The organism is Escherichia sp. 20412-1, assembly GCF_003027595.1.
Taxonomy (GTDB): domain Bacteria; phylum Pseudomonadota; class Gammaproteobacteria; order Enterobacterales; family Enterobacteriaceae; genus Escherichia; species Escherichia marmotae.
Window position 1 is genome coordinate 17,305 of sequence record NZ_PYQM01000042.1, and the last position, 16,773, is coordinate 34,077.

9 protein-coding genes and 1 pseudogene are annotated in these 16,773 nt (G+C 50.6%); 8 read left to right on the forward strand and 2 right to left on the reverse strand.

Annotation, left to right across the window (positions count from 1 at the left end; translation table 11 throughout):
- Window positions 1-158 precede the first annotated feature (158 nt).
- The 7 genes from ygfK to ghxQ all read left to right on the forward strand — a co-directional run bounded on the left by ygfK (window position 159) and on the right by ghxQ (window position 12,578).
- Entirely contained in the window at window positions 159-3,257 is a 3,099-nt protein-coding gene (gene ygfK / locus C7B16_RS20070) for a putative selenate reductase subunit YgfK (RefSeq protein WP_107180061.1), read from the forward strand.
- A gap of 2 nt (window positions 3,258-3,259) precedes the next feature.
- Complete coding sequence (ssnA, locus tag C7B16_RS20075) at window positions 3,260-4,588, forward strand: putative aminohydrolase SsnA (protein ID WP_000906234.1); 1,329 nt, start codon at window positions 3,260-3,262, stop codon at window positions 4,586-4,588.
- A 50-nt stretch (window positions 4,589-4,638) separates the two neighbouring features.
- Window positions 4,639-5,418 carry a molybdopterin-dependent oxidoreductase FAD-binding subunit gene (gene ygfM / locus C7B16_RS20080; protein WP_000572480.1) on the forward strand — a complete coding sequence of 260 codons (780 nt, stop codon included), beginning with the start codon at window positions 4,639-4,641 and terminating at the stop codon, window positions 5,416-5,418.
- Window positions 5,415-8,285: a molybdopterin-dependent oxidoreductase Mo/Fe-S-binding subunit gene (locus C7B16_RS20085; RefSeq protein WP_107180062.1), complete on the forward strand. Its 2,871-nt coding sequence runs from the start codon at window positions 5,415-5,417 to the stop codon at window positions 8,283-8,285. The genes ygfM and C7B16_RS20085 overlap by 4 nt, the downstream gene beginning before the upstream one ends.
- A gap of 165 nt (window positions 8,286-8,450) precedes the next feature.
- Window positions 8,451-9,851, forward strand: a complete 1,401-nt coding sequence (gene xanQ / locus C7B16_RS20090; protein ID WP_107180063.1) for a xanthine/proton symporter XanQ — start codon at window positions 8,451-8,453, stop codon at window positions 9,849-9,851.
- A 17-nt stretch (window positions 9,852-9,868) separates the two neighbouring features.
- Window positions 9,869-11,185 carry a guanine deaminase gene (gene guaD / locus C7B16_RS20095; protein ID WP_010378591.1) on the forward strand — a complete coding sequence of 439 codons (1,317 nt, stop codon included), beginning with the start codon at window positions 9,869-9,871 and terminating at the stop codon, window positions 11,183-11,185.
- A gap of 25 nt (window positions 11,186-11,210) precedes the next feature.
- Window positions 11,211-12,578: a guanine/hypoxanthine transporter GhxQ gene (gene ghxQ, locus C7B16_RS20100; protein ID WP_107180064.1), complete on the forward strand. Its 1,368-nt coding sequence runs from the start codon at window positions 11,211-11,213 to the stop codon at window positions 12,576-12,578.
- A 35-nt stretch (window positions 12,579-12,613) separates the two neighbouring features.
- Here the strand turns inward: ghxQ and C7B16_RS20105 are convergent, their stop codons facing one another.
- Together C7B16_RS20105 and ygfT are read right to left on the reverse strand one after the other, a co-directional pair.
- The gene (locus C7B16_RS20105; protein ID WP_001517022.1) at window positions 12,614-13,102 is read right to left on the reverse strand and encodes a 4Fe-4S dicluster domain-containing protein; all 489 of its coding nucleotides are present in this window, start codon (window positions 13,100-13,102) and stop codon (window positions 12,614-12,616) included.
- Entirely contained in the window at window positions 13,102-15,021 is a 1,920-nt protein-coding gene (gene ygfT / locus C7B16_RS20110) for a formate-dependent uric acid utilization protein YgfT (protein ID WP_085449213.1), read from the reverse strand. The genes C7B16_RS20105 and ygfT overlap by 1 nt, the downstream gene beginning before the upstream one ends.
- Window positions 15,022-15,576: 555 nt before the next feature.
- On the opposite strand from ygfT, the pseudogene C7B16_RS20120 reads away from it, so the two are divergent.
- Window positions 15,577-16,664: pseudogene (locus tag C7B16_RS20120) on the forward strand (nucleobase:cation symporter-2 family protein).
- Window positions 16,665-16,773: the final 109 nt, after the last annotated feature.

Genomic DNA, 16,773 nt, shown 5'->3' on the forward strand with positions numbered 1-16,773 from the left:
ATTCACAAAAAACCATTAAGTTTCGAGGTGCTTCACATTTTTTTATATTTCCGGGCAAACCGGGCAAGAGTGGTGCGATTGTTGCTCTATCCCCTTAAACCACCGGATTTATCAATACCGGTCACTCAATGATATCAGTATAAGCTAAGGAGAGGGTTATGGGGGATATTATGCGTCCCATTCCGTTTGAGGAACTTTTGACGCGCATATTTGATGAGTACCAACAACAACGCTCAATCTTTGGTATTCCCGAACAACAGTTTTACTCACCCGTAAAAGGTAAATCTGTTAGCGTCTTCGGTGAAACCTGTGCTACCCCCGTCGGCCCAGCCGCCGGACCGCACACACAGCTCGCACAAAACATCGTCACCTCCTGGCTGACCGGCGGACGATTCATCGAACTAAAAACTGTACAAATTCTTGACCGTCTGGAGCTGGAAAAACCCTGTATCGATGCCGAAGACGAGTGTTTTAACACCGAATGGTCTACCGAATTCACTCTGCTTAAAGCGTGGGATGAATACCTTAAAGCCTGGTTTGCCTTGCATCTGCTTGAAGCCCTGTTCCAGCCTTCAGAATCAGGCAAGTCGTTCATCTTTAATATGAGCGTCGGTTACAACCTCGACGGTATTAAGCAGCCGCCAATGCAGCAGTTCATCGATAATATGATGGACGCATCTGACCATCCGAAATTCGCTCAATACCGCGATACGCTTAATAAACTGCTTCAGGATGACGCGTTTTTGGCTCGTCACGATTTGCAGGATAAACGCGAACATTTACAGGCATTACCGGCACGCATCCCCACCAGCATGGTACAAGGCGTTACTCTCTCCACCATGCACGGTTGCCCTCCGCATGAAATCGAAGCCATTTGCCGCTACATGCTGGAAGAAAAAGAGCTGAATACCTTTGTAAAACTCAACCCAACTTTATTAGGTTACGCTCGTGTTCGCGAGATTCTCGATGGCTGCGGCTTCGATTACATCGGCTTAAAAGAAGAATCATTTGATCATGACCTCAAGCTGGTGCAGGCACTGGAAATGCTGGAACGCCTGATGGCGCTGGCAAAAGAGAAATCACTCGGCTTTGGCGTCAAACTGACTAACACCCTCGGCACTATCAACAATAAAGGCGCACTGCCTGGTGAAGAGATGTATATGTCGGGTCGTGCGCTGTTTCCACTTTCTATCAATGTTGCAGCCGTTCTGTCTCGTGCCTTTGACGGCAAACTGCCAATTTCTTACTCCGGTGGTGCGAGCCAACTGACGATCCGCGATATTTTCGATACCGGTATTCGCCCGATCACTATGGCAACCGACCTGCTGAAACCTGGCGGCTATCTGCGTTTAAGCGCCTGTATGCGCGAACTGGAAGGGTCAGACGCCTGGGGGCTTAACCACGTTGACGTTGAACGACTGAGCAAGCTGGCAGCAGATGCATTAACCATGGAATACACTCAAAAACACTGGAAGCCAGAAGAGCGTATTGAAGTGGCAGAAGATCTACCGCTGACCGATTGCTACGTTGCTCCATGTGTCACTGCCTGTGCCATCAAACAAGATATTCCGGAATACATTCGACTGTTGGGCGAACATCGCTATGCCGATGCGCTGGAACTCATCTACCAACGTAATGCGCTGCCCGCCATTACCGGCCACATTTGCGATCATCAGTGCCAGTACAACTGTACCCGCCTCGATTACGACAGCGCACTGAATATCCGCGAACTGAAAAAAGTCGCCCTGGAAAAAGGCTGGGATGAGTATAAGCAACGCTGGCACAAACCTGCCGGTTCCGGTTCACGCCATCCGGTTGCCGTGATTGGCGCGGGTCCAGCAGGTCTGGCTGCCGGTTACTTCCTTGCCAGAGCGGGTCATCCGGTTACGTTATTTGAACGCGAAGCCAACGCAGGCGGCGTGGTGAAAAATATCATTCCTCAGTTCCGTATTCCGGCAGAGTTAATTCAGCACGATATCGATTTTGTTGCCGATCACGGTGTGAAATTTGAGTATGGCTGCTCACCGGAACTGACCGTCGAGCAGTTAAAGAATCAGGGCTACCACTACGTTCTGATTGCTACCGGCACCGATAAAAACAGCGGTGTGAAACTGGCAGGCGACAACCAGAATATCTGGAAATCACTCCCCTTCCTGCGCGAGTACAATAAAGGTACGGCGCTCAACCTTGGCAAACATGTAGTGGTTGTCGGTGCGGGCAACACCGCAATGGACTGCGCGCGAGCAGCGTTACGCGTTCCGGGCGTAGAAAAAGCAACTGTGGTTTACCGTCGTTCACTGCAAGAGATGCCCGCGTGGCGCGAAGAGTATGAAGAAGCGTTGCACGATGGCGTGGAGTTCCGTTTCCTGAACAATCCGCAACGTTTCGATGCTGATGGCACCTTAACATTGCGCGTCATGTCACTTGGCGAACCTGATGAGAAAGGTCGCCGCCGTCCGGTTGAAACCAACGAAACGGTAACGCTGCATGTAGACAGCCTGATTACTGCCATTGGCGAACAGCAGGATACCGAAGCCCTGAATGCGATGGGTGTGCCACTGGACAAAAACGGCTGGCCTGACGTCGACCATAACGGCGAAACCCGTCTGACTGACGTCTTTATGATCGGTGACGTACAACGCGGGCCGTCCTCAATCGTTGCCGCTGTCAGCACCGCTCGTCGGGCAGCCGATGCCATCCTTAGCCGGGAAAATATCCGTTCCCACCAGCGCGATAAATACTGGAACAACGTTAACCCGGCAGAAATCTACCAACGTAAAGGCGACATCTCTGTCACCCTGGTGAACAGCGATGATCGTGACGCATTTGTCGCTCAGGAATCCGCGCGCTGCCTTGAATGTAACTACGTTTGCAGCAAGTGTGTGGATGTCTGCCCGAACCGCGCCAACATCTCAATTGCGCTTCCTGGCTTCCAGAACCGTTTCCAGACGCTGCACCTTGATGCCTACTGCAACGAATGCGGTAACTGTGCTCAGTTCTGTCCATGGAACGGTAAACCGTACAAAGACAAAATCACCGTCTTCAGTCTGTCGCAAGACTTTGATAACAGCAGCAACCCTGGCTTCCTGGTGGAAGATGATCGGGTAAGCGTACGTCTGAATAACCAAAGCTGGGTGTTGAACATTAATAGCGAAGGCCAGTTCAACAACGTACCGCCAGAGCTGAACGATATGTGCCGCATTATCAGCCATATTCACCAGCATCATCATTATCTGCTGGGCCGCGTGGAGGTGTAATCATGTTGATTCTTAAGAATGTCACTGCAGTACAGCTACACCCGGCGAAAGTGCAGGAAGGCGTCGATATCGCCATCGAAAATGATGTCATTATCGCTATCGGCAACGCCCTGACACACCGCTACCCTGAAGCCAGCTACAAAGAGATGCATGGCCGGATTGTGATGCCAGGGATCGTATGCTCGCACAACCATTTTTACTCGGGGCTTTCCCGCGGAATTATGGCGAATATTGCCCCCTGCCCGGACTTCATCTCAACGCTAAAAAATCTCTGGTGGCGACTCGATCGCGCCCTTGATGAAGAGTCGCTCTATTACAGCGGGCTGATTTGTTCACTGGAAGCGATTAAGAGCGGATGTACATCGGTTATCGATCACCATGCCTCTCCGGCTTATATCGGCGGATCGCTCTCGACGTTGCGCAACGCATTTCTAAAAGTTGGTCTACGTGCGATGACCTGTTTTGAAACAACAGATCGTAATAACGGTATTAAAGAGTTGCAGGATGGGGTAGAGGAAAACATCCGTTTCGCCCGTCAGATTGACGACGCGAAGAAAGCGGCAAGCGAGCCGTATCTGGTAGAAGCGCATATCGGTGCTCACGCGCCGTTTACCGTGCCAGATGTTGGTCTGGAAATGCTGCGCGAAGCAGTGAAAGCCACAGGCCGTGGTTTACACATACACGCTGCGGAAGACCTTTACGACGTTTCTTACAGTCACCACAGGTACGGAAAAGATCTGCTGGCACGCCTGGCGCAATTCGATCTCATCGATAGCAAAACGCTGGTCGCTCATGGGCTGTATCTGTCGAAAGAGGATATTGCCCTGCTTAACCAACGTGACGCGTTCCTGGTACATAACGCCCGTTCAAACATGAACAACCATGTTGGTTACAACCATCATCTTAGCGACATTCGCAATCTGGCACTGGGAACTGACGGCATCGGTTCAGACATGTTTGAAGAGATGAAATTCGCCTTCTTTAAACATCGTGACTCTGGTGGCCCACTGTGGCCAGACAGTTTTGCCAGAGCGCTGACTAACGGCAACGAACTGATGAGCCGCAACTTTGGTGCGAAATTTGGCCTTCTGGAAGCCGGTTATAAAGCAGATTTAACCATTTGCGATTACAACTCGCCAACGCCGCTGCTGGCAGACAATATTGCAGGCCACATCGCCTTCGGTATGGGTTCAGGCAGCGTTAACAGCGTGATGGTTAACGGCGTGATGGTCTACGAAGATCGTCAGTTTAACTTCGATTGCGATTCCATTTATGCGCAAGCCAGAAAAGCCGCCGCCAGTATGTGGCGTCGGATGGATGCGCTGGCATAAATGACCTATACCCTCTTCCTTCAGGGAAGAGGGTTAAATAAGGAAAGAAGATGATTGAACAATTTTTCAGGCCCGACTCTGTAGAACAGGCGCTGGAACTGAAGCGCCGCTACCAGGATGAAGCCGTCTGGTTTGCCGGGGGCAGCAAACTCAACGCCACGCCAACCCGTACCAATAAAAAAATTGCTATTTCCTTGCAGGATCTGGAACTGGACTGGATTGACTGGGATAACGGCGCACTGCGTATTGGCGCAATGTCGCGCTTACAACCACTGCGCGATGCGCGATTTATTCCAGTGGCACTGCGTGAAGCTCTCGGTTTTGTCTACTCTCGTCATGTACGAAATCAGTCGACTATCGGCGGCGAAATAGCGGCCCGGCAGGAAGAGTCCGTTCTTCTTCCGGTTCTGTTAGCACTGGATGCAGAACTGGTCTTTGGCAATGGCGAAACGTTGTCGATTGAGAGCTATCTGGCCGATCCGGGCGATCGCCTGCTAACCGAAATCATCATTAAAGATCCGTATCGCACCTGTGCGACCCGTAAAATTAGCCGTTCCCGGGCGGGGTTAACAGTGGTGACTGCAGCCGTTGCATTAACTGACCACGACGGACTGCGAATTGCGCTGGATGGCGTTGCCAGTAAAGCCCTGCGCCTGCACGATGTCGAAAAACAAAACCTGGAAGGCAATGCACTTGAACAGGCCGTCGCCAACGCCATTTTCCCCCAGGAAGATTTGCGGGGGAGCGTAGCGTATAAACGCTATATCACGGGAGTTCTGGTGGCCGACCTTTATGCCGACTGCCAACAGGCTGGGGAGGAAGCCGTATGATCATCCACTTTACTTTAAATGGCGCACCCCAGGGGCTAACCGTTAACCCTGGCGAAAACGTGCAAAAGCTGTTGTTTGGTATGGGTATGCACTCCGTGCGCAACAGTGATGATGGTTTCGGTTTCGCCGGTTCTGATGCGATTCTTTTTAACGGCAACATCGTTAATGCCTCCTTGCTGATTGCAGCACAGTTAGAAAAAGCAAACATTCGCACCGCAGAATCCTTAGGCAAATGGAACGAATTAAGCCTGGTTCAACAGGCAATGGTTGATGTTGGCGTGGTGCAGTCCGGTTATAACGATCCGGCAGCATCTTTGATTATTACCGATCTACTCGATCGCATTGCCGAGCCAACCCGCGAAGAGATCGACGACGCGCTTTCTGGTCTGTTCAGCCGCGATGCGGGTTGGCAGCAATACTATCAAGTCATTGAACTGGCTATTGCGCGTAAAAATAACCCGCGTGCCACGATTGACATCGCCCCCACTTTCCGTAACGACCTTGAAGTTATTGGCAAGCACTACCCCAAAACCGATGCTGCTAAAATGGTGCAGGCGAAACCCTGCTATGTTGAAGACCGCGTAACGGCTGACGCCTGCGTCATTAAAATGTTACGCAGCCCACATGCTCACGCACTGATTACTCATCTGGATGTCAGCAAAGCCGAAGCCTTACCGGGCGTCGTTCACGTTATCACTCATCTCAACTGCCCGGATATTTACTACACTCCTGGTGGTCAAAGCGCGCCAGAACCTTCACCGCTCGACCGTCGCATGTTCGGCAAAAAAATGCGTCACGTTGGCGATCGCGTTGCTGCGATCGTTGCCGAAAGTGAAGAAATTGCGCTCGAAGCACTGAAGCTCATTGACGTTGAATATGAAGTGCTTAAACCGGTAATGTCGATTGACGAAGCAATGGCGGAAGATGCCCCTGTCGTTCACGATGAACCGGTGGTGTATGTCGCTGGTGCGCCAGAGACGCTGGAAGAAGACAATAGCCACGCGGCCCAGCGCGGCGAGCATATGATCATTAACTTCCCTATCGGTTCTCGCCCACGTAAAAATATTGCCGCCAGCATTCATGGTCATATCGGTGATATGGACAAAGGCTTCGCTGATGCTGATGTGATCATTGAGCGAACCTATAATTCAACTCAGGCACAACAATGCCCGACTGAAACACATATCTGCTTTACCCGTATGGATGGCGATCGGCTGGTGATCCACGCCTCCACCCAAGTACCGTGGCACCTGCGCCGTCAGGTAGCGCGTCTCGTTGGTATGAAACAGCATAAAGTTCATGTCATTAAAGAACGCGTGGGCGGCGGTTTCGGCTCCAAACAGGACATCCTGCTGGAGGAAGTGTGCGCCTGGGCAACCTGTGTGACCGGGCGTCCGGTACTGTTCCACTACACCCGTGAAGAAGAGTTTATTGCTAACACCTCTCGTCACGTCGCGAAAGTCACTGTCAAACTGGGGGCAAAAAAAGATGGTCGCCTGACGGCAGTGAAAATGGATTTCCGCGCCAATACGGGCCCTTATGGCAACCACTCACTCACCGTACCGTGTAACGGACCGGCGCTGTCGTTGCCGCTGTACCCGTGCGATAACGTCGATTTTCAGGTCACCACCTACTACAGCAACATTTGTCCAAATGGTGCTTATCAGGGCTATGGCGCGCCAAAAGGTAACTTTGCTATCACCATGGCGTTAGCAGAACTTGCTGAACAATTACAGATTGATCAACTGGAAATTATCGAACGTAACCGGGTACATGAAGGGCAAGAGCTGAAGATCCTCGGTGCGATTGGTGAAGGTAAAGCGCCAACCTCCGTTCCTTCTGCTGCCAGTTGCGCACTGGAAGAGATCCTGCGTCAGGGTCGTGAAATGATCCAATGGTCTTCACCGAAATCACAGGAAGGTGACTGGCGCACAGGTCGTGGCGTCGCCATTATCATGCAGAAATCGGGGATCCCGGATATCGATCAGGCTAACTGCATGATCAAACTGGAATCTGATGGCACCTTTATTGTCCATTCTGGTGGTGCTGATATCGGAACCGGCCTGGATACCGTAGTGACAAAACTGGCAGCAGAAGTGCTGCACTGTCCACCTCAGGATGTGCATGTTATCTCCGGTGATACTGACCATGCATTGTTTGACAAAGGCGCTTATGCCTCGTCTGGTACTTGCTTCTCAGGCAACGCGGCGCGTATGGCGGCAGAAAATCTGCGCGAGAAAATTCTCTTTCATGGCGCACAACTGCTTGATGAACCACTGGAAGATGTCCAACTGGCAACGCCAGGTGTCGTTCGTGGTAAGAAAGGCGAAGTCAGTTTCGGGGATATTGCCCATAAAGGCGAAACCGGTACTGGTTTTGGTTCGCTGGTGGGAACAGCCTGCTACATCACGCCTGATTTCGCCTTTCCGTATGGCGCAAACTTTGCTGAAGTTGCCGTCAACACGCGTACCGGTGAAATCCGCCTGGACAAATTCTACGCATTGCTGGATTGCGGTACGCCAGTTAACCCAGAGTTAGCGTTGGGACAGATCTATGGAGCTACCCTGCGTGCTATCGGACACAGTATGAGCGAAGAAATCATTTATGACGCCGAAGGACACCCGTTAACACGTGATTTACGTAGCTACGGTGCTCCCAAAATTGGTGACATCCCGCGTGATTTCCGTGCCGTGTTGGTGCCGAGCGACGATAAAGTCGGTCCATTCGGAGCAAAATCGATCTCAGAAATTGGCGTAAATGGTGCAGCACCAGCAATTGCCACCGCAATTCACGATGCCTGCGGCATCTGGCTACGCGAATGGCATTTCACACCGGAGAAAATACTTACCGCGCTGAAAAAAATATAAGTAATTAATGGCCGCTTCGGCGGCCTGTTTCCCTTGTATTAAAGATAACTAATTAGTAACTGCGAAAATGAGATAAGCCGTTCTCAAGGCGTCCTGCGCCCCAAATTCGTGGGTATTTATTTTACTGATTCAGATGATCAAATTTACTTTAAAAGGAGTGAAGGGATGTCTGATATAAACCATGCAGGCTCCGACCTTATATTTGAACTGGAGGATCGCCCTCCCTTTCATCAGGCTATTGTTGGTGCCATTACCCATCTGTTGGCAATTTTTGTTCCGATGGTGACCCCCGCATTAATTGTTGGTGCGGCTTTACAGCTTTCTGCAGAAACGACCGCCTATCTGGTTTCTATGGCGATGATTGCCTCTGGCATTGGCACCTGGTTACAGGTAAACCGTTACGGTATTGTGGGTTCCGGTTTGCTCTCAATTCAATCCGTTAATTTTTCATTTGTTACGGTCATGATTGCGCTAGGCAGCAGCATGAAAAGTGACGGTTTTCACGAAGAATTAATCATGTCGTCGCTACTCGGCGTCTCCTTCGTTGGCGCATTTCTGGTTGTCGGTTCTTCTTTTATCCTGCCCTATTTACGTCGGGTTATCTCCCCCACCGTCAGCGGTATTGTGGTGCTGATGATCGGCTTAAGTCTGATTAAAGTCGGCATTATTGATTTTGGTGGTGGATTTGCAGCCAAAAGCAGCGGTACGTTCGGCAATTACGAACACCTCGGCGTTGGCTTATTGGTTCTGATTGTGGTGATCGGCTTTAACTGCTGCCGCAGTCCGTTGTTACGCATGGGCGGGATCGCCATTGGGCTATGTGTCGGCTATATCGCATCCTTATGCCTGGGAATGGTAGATTTCAGCAGTATGCGCAATCTGCCGTTAATCACCGTCCCGCATCCCTTCAAATACGGATTTAGTTTCAACTTTCATCAGTTCCTGGTGGTCGGCACGATTTATCTACTTAGCGTACTGGAAGCAGTAGGCGATATCACCGCCACGGCAATGGTTTCCCGCCGCCCCATTCAGGGGGAAGAATATCAATCACGTTTGAAAGGCGGCGTGTTGGCAGATGGTCTGGTTTCGGTTATCGCCTCCGCAGTCGGCTCATTACCATTAACTACCTTTGCGCAAAATAACGGTGTTATTCAGATGACCGACGTCGCCTCACGTTATGTCGGGCGAACCATCGCGGTAATGTTGGTTATCCTCGGGTTATTTCCGATGATCGGCGGCTTCTTCACTACCATTCCCTCAGCAGTTCTGGGTGGGGCAATGACGCTGATGTTTTCCATGATTGCCATCGCCGGTATCCGCATTATTATCACCAACGGATTAAAACGCCGTGAAACACTTATTGTCGCCACTTCTTTAGGTTTAGGGCTTGGCGTCTCCTACGACCCCGAAATTTTTAAAATATTACCTGCCTCAATTTATGTATTAGTTGAAAACCCTATTTGTGCAGGCGGGTTAACTGCGATTTTATTAAATATTATCCTCCCTGGTGGCTACCGACAGGAAAGCGTTCTGCCGGGTATTACCTCAGCGGAAGAGATGGATTAACAATAAAGGAGTCAATGATGTCAGGAGAACACACGTTAAAAGCAGTACGAGGCAGTTTTATTGATGTCACCCGTACAGTCGATAACCCGGAAGAGATTGCCTCTGCGCTGCGTTTTATTGAGGACGGTTTATTACTCATTAAACAGGGGAAGGTGGAATGGTTTGGCGAATGGGAAGACGGCAAGCATCAAATTCCTGACACCATTCGCGTTCGCGACTATCGCGGCAAACTGATAGTACCGGGATTTGTCGATACGCATATCCATTACCCGCAAAGTGAAATGGTCGGTGCCTATGGCGAACAATTGCTGGAATGGTTGAATAAACACACCTTCCCTACTGAACGTCGCTATGAGGATTTAGAGTACGCCCGTGAAATGTCGGCGTTCTTCATCAAGCAACTTTTACGTAACGGCACAACCACGGCACTGGTGTTTGGTACGGTTCATCCGCAATCCGTTGATGCACTGTTTGAAGCCGCAAGTCATATCAATATGCGCATGATTGCCGGTAAGGTGATGATGGATCGCAACGCGCCGGATTATCTGCTTGATACCGCCGAAAGCAGCTACCTGCAAAGCAAAGAGCTGATCAAACGCTGGCACAAAAATGGTCGTCTGTTGTACGCCATTACACCACGCTTCGCCCCCACTTCATCGCCCGAACAGATGGCAATGGCGCAACGCCTGAAAAAAGAGTACCCCGATACGTGGGTACATACCCATCTCTGTGAAAACAAAGATGAAATTGCCTGGGTGAAATCACTTTATCCTGAACATGATGGTTATCTGGATGTTTACCACCAGTACGGTCTGACCGGTAAAAACTGCGTCTTTGCTCACTGCGTCCATCTGGAAGAAAAAGAGTGGGATCGCCTTAGCGAAACTCAATCCAGCATCGCTTTCTGTCCGACCTCCAACCTTTATCTCGGTAGCGGCTTATTCAATCTGCAAAAAGCATGGCAGAAGAAAGTTAAAGTGGGCATGGGAACCGATATCGGTGCCGGAACCACCTTCAACATGCTGCAAACACTGAACGAAGCCTACAAAGTGTTGCAATTACAGGGCTATCGTCTCTCAGCCTATGAAGCGTTTTACCTTGCCACGCTCGGCGGCGCGAAATCTCTGGGCCTTGACAACCTGATTGGCAATTTTTTACCAGGCAAAGAGGCTGATTTTGTGGTGATGGAACCCACTGCCACACCGCTACAGCAACTGCGCTATGACAACTCTGTATCTTTAGTCGATAAATTGTTCGTGATGATGACGCTGGGCGATGATCGTTCGATCTACCGCACCTACGTTGATGGTCGTCTGGTGTACGAACGTAACTAATAATAAACCTCGTGAGGACATCATTATGTCTGGAGACATCCTACAAACACCGGACGCATCAAAGCCACAGGGCGCCCTGGATAATTATTTTAAAATTACCGCTCGTGGCAGTACCGTTCGCCAGGAAGTTCTGGCAGGCCTGACCACATTCCTGGCGATGGTTTACTCCGTTATCGTAGTGCCAGGAATGCTGGGTAAAGCAGGTTTTCCTCCCGCAGCGGTCTTTGTTGCCACCTGTCTGGTCGCAGGCTTTGGCTCCCTGCTGATGGGGTTATGGGCTAACCTGCCAATGGCGATTGGTTGCGCCATTTCCTTAACGGCATTTACCGCATTCAGTCTGGTGCTCGGGCAACAAATTAGCGTTCCGGTAGCACTGGGTGCGGTCTTTCTGATGGGGTTGATATTCACCGCCATCTCCGTAACAGGTATTCGTACCTGGATCTTGCGTAATTTACCGATGGGTATTGCACACGGTACAGGTATCGGTATTGGTCTTTTCCTGCTACTGATTGCCGCTAACGGCGTTGGTATGGTTATCAAAAACCCGATTGAAGGCTTACCGGTTGCGCTCGGCGCGTTTACCTCCTTCCCGGTGCTGATGAGCTTGCTGGGATTAGCGGTGATTTTCGGCCTGGAAAAATGCCGCATACCAAGCGGGATCTTGTTGGTCATTATCGCCATCTCGATCATCGGCTTAATCTTTGATCCGGCGGTGAAATACCACGGTCTGGTGGCAATGCCGAGCCTGACTGGCGAAGATGGTAAGTCTCTGATTTTCAGTCTGGATATTATGGGCGCGCTCCAGCCAACCGTACTTCCGAGTGTACTGGCGCTGGTGATGACCGCCGTGTTTGACGCCACCGGCACCATCCGTGCCGTAGCCGGCCAGGCGAATCTGCTGGATAAAGACAACCAGATTATCAACGGGGGCAAAGCCCTGACCAGTGACTCGGTAAGTTCAATATTCTCCGGTTTGGTGGGTGCAGCACCTGCGGCAGTTTATATCGAATCAGCGGCCGGGACCGCAGCCGGGGGTAAAACCGGTTTAACCGCAACCGTGGTTGGCGTTCTGTTTCTGTTGATTCTGTTTTTATCTCCGCTGTCGTTTCTGATCCCCGGTTATGCCACCGCCCCCGCGCTGATGTACGTTGGGCTACTGATGTTGAGCAACGTCTCAAAGCTGGACTTCAATGACTTTATTGATGCAATGGCAGGGCTGGTTTGCGCGGTATTCATCGTCCTGACTTGTAATATCGTCACCGGTATTATGCTGGGGTTTGTGACGCTGGTCGTAGGTCGCGTCTTTGCTCGCGAATGGCACAAGCTGAATATCGGCACTGTTATCATTACCGCCGCGCTGGTCGCGTTTTACGTGGGTGGTTGGGCAATCTAAACGATTCTCCGCGCCTTTCAGCGCGGAGGTTTTTATCAAAGAGGATTCGCACCGCTGGCTGCAATACGCTGCTGGCGAACTCGCTTGAGTTCTCTCTCGGTCAGCAACTGCAAAGCCTGCGTCGGGCAAGATTCAACGCAGGCTGGCCCCTCTTCCCGCTGTTCACAGAGATCACATTTCACGATTTGTTGCCGGGTATGACCGGACAACGACTGAATAGTGATCATCCCAAATGGGCATGCACTAACACAACTCTGACAACCAATGCAGCGGGCAGAGTTTGCCTGCACCATCAGCTCCCCTATGCTCAACGCCTGCACGGGACAAGCGCCAACACAAGGAGCGTTTTCGCACTGGTGGCACATCACTGGCGTACTAATGCTGTCCAGCCGCTGTACCTTCAGCCGGGGTAAAAAGACATCGGCATTCAACTCCTGTTCAGACGGATGAGCGACTACACAGGCAACTTCACAGGTACGGCAGCCAATACAGTCAGCCGGATTAACGATAATTAACGATTTCATCACGATACCTTTGTATCAAACAGAGTTAACATATCGCGCGCCGCCTGCCTTCCTGCGGCCATTGCGGTAACAACCAGATCCGCGCCGTGAACGGCATCACCACCCGCAAAGACTTTTTTCAGATGCGTCTGAGTAGATAAGTATCCCGCGTCGCCGGTTTTAATCAGGCCCCATTTATCAAGTTTAATTCCGCTGCCCTGCAACCACGGCATCGCATGTGCCTGGAAACCAAAGGCCATAATCAGAACATCGGCGGGCAGCTCAAACTCCGACCCCGCCACCGGACGTGGACGACGGCGACCATCTGGCCCAGGCTCCCCCATTGCAGTACGAATCAGACCCACCGCAGTTAAACGCCCATCGTCATCACAGGCGATATATTGCGGCTGAACATTGAACTGAAACTCAACGCCTTCCTCGCGCGCATTGACCACCTCTTTGCGAGAACCCGGCATACTGACTTCATCACGACGATAAGCACAGGTCACACTGGCGGCATTCAGACGGATGGAAGTACGCAAACAATCCATAGTCGTATCGCCCCCGCCCAATACCACGACTCGCTTACCTTCAACTTCCGTCAGCGGATACTCTCCAGACTCCGGCAATCCCATAAGCTGGCGGGTATGGGCGGTCAGGAACGGTAGCGCCTGAATGACACCAGGAGCGTCTTCATGCGGCAGATCTGCACGCATCATCCCGTAAGTCCCCACACCGAGGAAAACTGCGTCATATTCCACCGTTAACTCGTTGAAAGAGATATCGCGGCCGATTTCACAGTTGAGATGAAAGTCGATTCCCATTGCGGTGAATATCTCACGCCGCTGGCTTAATACCCTTTTATCGAGCTTGAACGGAGGAATGCCAAACGTTAGCATACCGCCAATTTCTGGATGACGATCAAAGACATCAACGTGAACGCCCGCGCGTGCCAGAATATCAGCACACCCCAGCCCCGCTGGCCCTGCGCCAATCACCGCCACTTTTTCCACGCGGGGAGCAACCAGGCTGACATCGGGACGCCAGCCCATCGCCAGCGCGGTATCGGTGATGTAGCGTTCCAGATTCCCGATCGATACAGCGCCAGAGTGATCTTTTAACGTACATGCGCCTTCACAAAGCCTGTCCTGTGGACATACCCTGCCGCAAATTTCTGGTAAGGAGCTGGTCTGGTGACAGAGTTCTGCCGCTTCAATAATCTTCCCTTCCTGTACCAGATGAACATAGTCGGGAATCGCATTATGCAGTGGGCAAAACCAGTTACAGTTGGCTTTCCCGGCACAATAAACACATCGCTCGCTTTCATAAGCCGCTTGTTGATGATCCAGCCCGCAATAAATTTCGCCAAAATGTTTTTTCCGCTCATTCGCTGGAATTTTATCTGCGCCTTTGCGTGGGTTAACAGGAAGCAACGCCGCGTGGCGGGATGGAGGAGTTCCCTCTGACGCTTTTCCTTGTGCCGTTTTGCGCTGGCGGGTCATTTTTATCTGCTGTAACCCTTTATCATCCATCAGCCGTAACGCCTGTGTTGGGCAACTCTCAATACAAGCTTGCGTGCCGGAACTGCGCTGGTTACAAAGGTCACATTTCTGCGCAATAGTATCGGCCATCTCAATGACCCCAAAGGGGCAAGCGATTGCGCATCTTTTACAACCAATACATTTTTGTTCGTCCAGTTGTACGCTATCGGGCTGAAAAGTCAGAGCGTTTACCGGACAAGCCGTAACGCAGGGAGCATTGTTGCAATGATGGCAGGCCACCGGATTAGCCGCCAGCCCTTTCCCAACAACGTGGATACGGGGTCGAAAGTCACGATGACTCAGCGGCCAGAGTTCTTGATTGTGTGCCACCGCACAGGCAATTTCACAGGCATGGCAGCCTATACATTCCGCAGCATCAGCAGCGATAAACTTATTCATTTGCATCCCTTTCATTTGATGAGTTATGTCTTCTCAAATGTCGCGATGCAATAAACGGGCATATATTATAGAACATGCCCGATTTAATAATCATTTTGCTACTGAGATCAAATTATTGCCCCCCAATATATGCTGCTTTCATTCATTAAACATCATTACAAAAAACAGAAGTATCCGACTCAAAAACATTAAATGCGAGAGTCCGACATGCCAGAATGATTAAAGAAATATCAATATGAGAAAATTAGAGATAATTTCACTGCCCATTTATTTTCTCACTTTTTCGGTTTAACCGCGATTATGTGATTGCCTCCGCATTTCCATTCTATAACTCCCTCTCATCGCTAAAACTGGCATCCCACGAGCATGTCATTAGACAGTTTTATTAACGTAAACGGTTGCTTTTTACTCTGGCGAGCGAAAGGAGAATGACTGATGAGCGCCATAGATTCCCAATTACCCTCATCTTCAGGGCAAGACTGCCCCACTGATGAGGTTGACCGTATATTATCACCAGGAAAGTTGATCATACTCGGTCTGCAACACGTCCTTGTTATGTACGCAGGCGCGGTCGCTGTACCACTGATGATTGGTGACAGACTCGGCCTCTCCAAAGAAGCAATAGCAATGCTTATTAGCTCGGATCTCTTTTGCTGCGGGATCGTCACGTTATTGCAATGTATCGGTGTCGGCCGCTTTATGGGGATCCGCCTGCCGGTGATTATGTCGGTGACCTTTGCGGCTGTAACGCCAATGATTGCCATTGGGATGAACCCCGATATCGGCCTGCTGGGGATTTTTGGCGCGACTATCGCAGCAGGGTTTATCACAACATTATTAGCACCACTTATTGGTCGCTTAATGCCTTTGTTCCCACCGCTGGTTACCGGTGTAGTTATTACCTCTATCGGGCTGAGTATTATTCAGGTTGGTATTGACTGGGCTGCTGGTGGTAAGGGCAATCCGCAATATGGCAATCCCGTTTATTTAGGCATCTCTTTCGCAGTCTTAATTTTTATCTTGCTCATTACTCGCTATGCGAAAGGATTTATGTCCAACGTTGCCGTATTACTGGGGATTGTATTTGGCTTCTTCCTTTCATGGATGATGAACGAAGTAAATCTGTCCGGATTATATGATGCATCGTGGTTTGCCATTGTCACGCCAATGTCGTTTGGTATGCCAGTTTTCGATCCTGTTTCCATTCTGACCATGACCGCCGTGTTAATCATCGTGTTTATTGAGTCAATGGGGATGTTCCTGGCTTTGGGGAAATTGTTGGTCGAAAACTTTCTTCACAAGACATTATTCGCGGGCTGCGCGTAGATGGTGTCGGAACAATGATTGGCGGTACATTTAACAGCTTCCCGCATACCTCATTTTCGCAGAACGTCGGTCTGGTCAGCGTAACACGCGTTCACAGTCGCTGGGTGTGTATCTCTTCCGGGATCATTCTTATTCTGTTCGGTATGGTGCCCAAAATGGCAGTGTTGGTAGCTTCCATTCCGCAATTTGTACTTGGTGGTGCAGGGCTTGTCATGTTCGGCATGGTGCTGGCGACAGGGATCCGTATTCTGTCGCGTTGTAACTACACCACCAACCGTTACAACCTCTATATTGTGGCAATTGTAGTGGCACACTAAATTTGGCCACCTGAACAGAGGTGATATGCTCACCTCAGAACAACACAGGTGCTCCAATGAAAAAAAGAAATTTCAGCGCAGAGTTTAAACGCGAATCCGCTCAACTGGT

What these genes read in the sequence shown, in the direction of transcription:
- ygfK (WP_107180061.1), top strand. Translation starts at nt 159, where the DNA reads ATGGGGGATATTATGCGTCCCATTCCGTTTGAGGAACTTTTGACGCGC.
- ssnA (WP_000906234.1), top strand. Translation starts at nt 3,260, where the DNA reads ATGTTGATTCTTAAGAATGTCACTGCAGTACAGCTACACCCGGCGAAA.
- ygfM (WP_000572480.1), top strand. Translation starts at nt 4,639, where the DNA reads ATGATTGAACAATTTTTCAGGCCCGACTCTGTAGAACAGGCGCTGGAA.
- C7B16_RS20085 (WP_107180062.1), top strand. Translation starts at nt 5,415, where the DNA reads ATGATCATCCACTTTACTTTAAATGGCGCACCCCAGGGGCTAACCGTT.
- xanQ (WP_107180063.1), top strand. Translation starts at nt 8,451, where the DNA reads ATGTCTGATATAAACCATGCAGGCTCCGACCTTATATTTGAACTGGAG.
- guaD (WP_010378591.1), top strand. Translation starts at nt 9,869, where the DNA reads ATGTCAGGAGAACACACGTTAAAAGCAGTACGAGGCAGTTTTATTGAT.
- ghxQ (WP_107180064.1), top strand. Translation starts at nt 11,211, where the DNA reads ATGTCTGGAGACATCCTACAAACACCGGACGCATCAAAGCCACAGGGC.
- C7B16_RS20105 (WP_001517022.1), bottom strand. Translation starts at nt 13,102, where the DNA reads ATGAAATCGTTAATTATCGTTAATCCGGCTGACTGTATTGGCTGCCGT.
- ygfT (WP_085449213.1), bottom strand. Translation starts at nt 15,021, where the DNA reads ATGAATAAGTTTATCGCTGCTGATGCTGCGGAATGTATAGGCTGCCAT.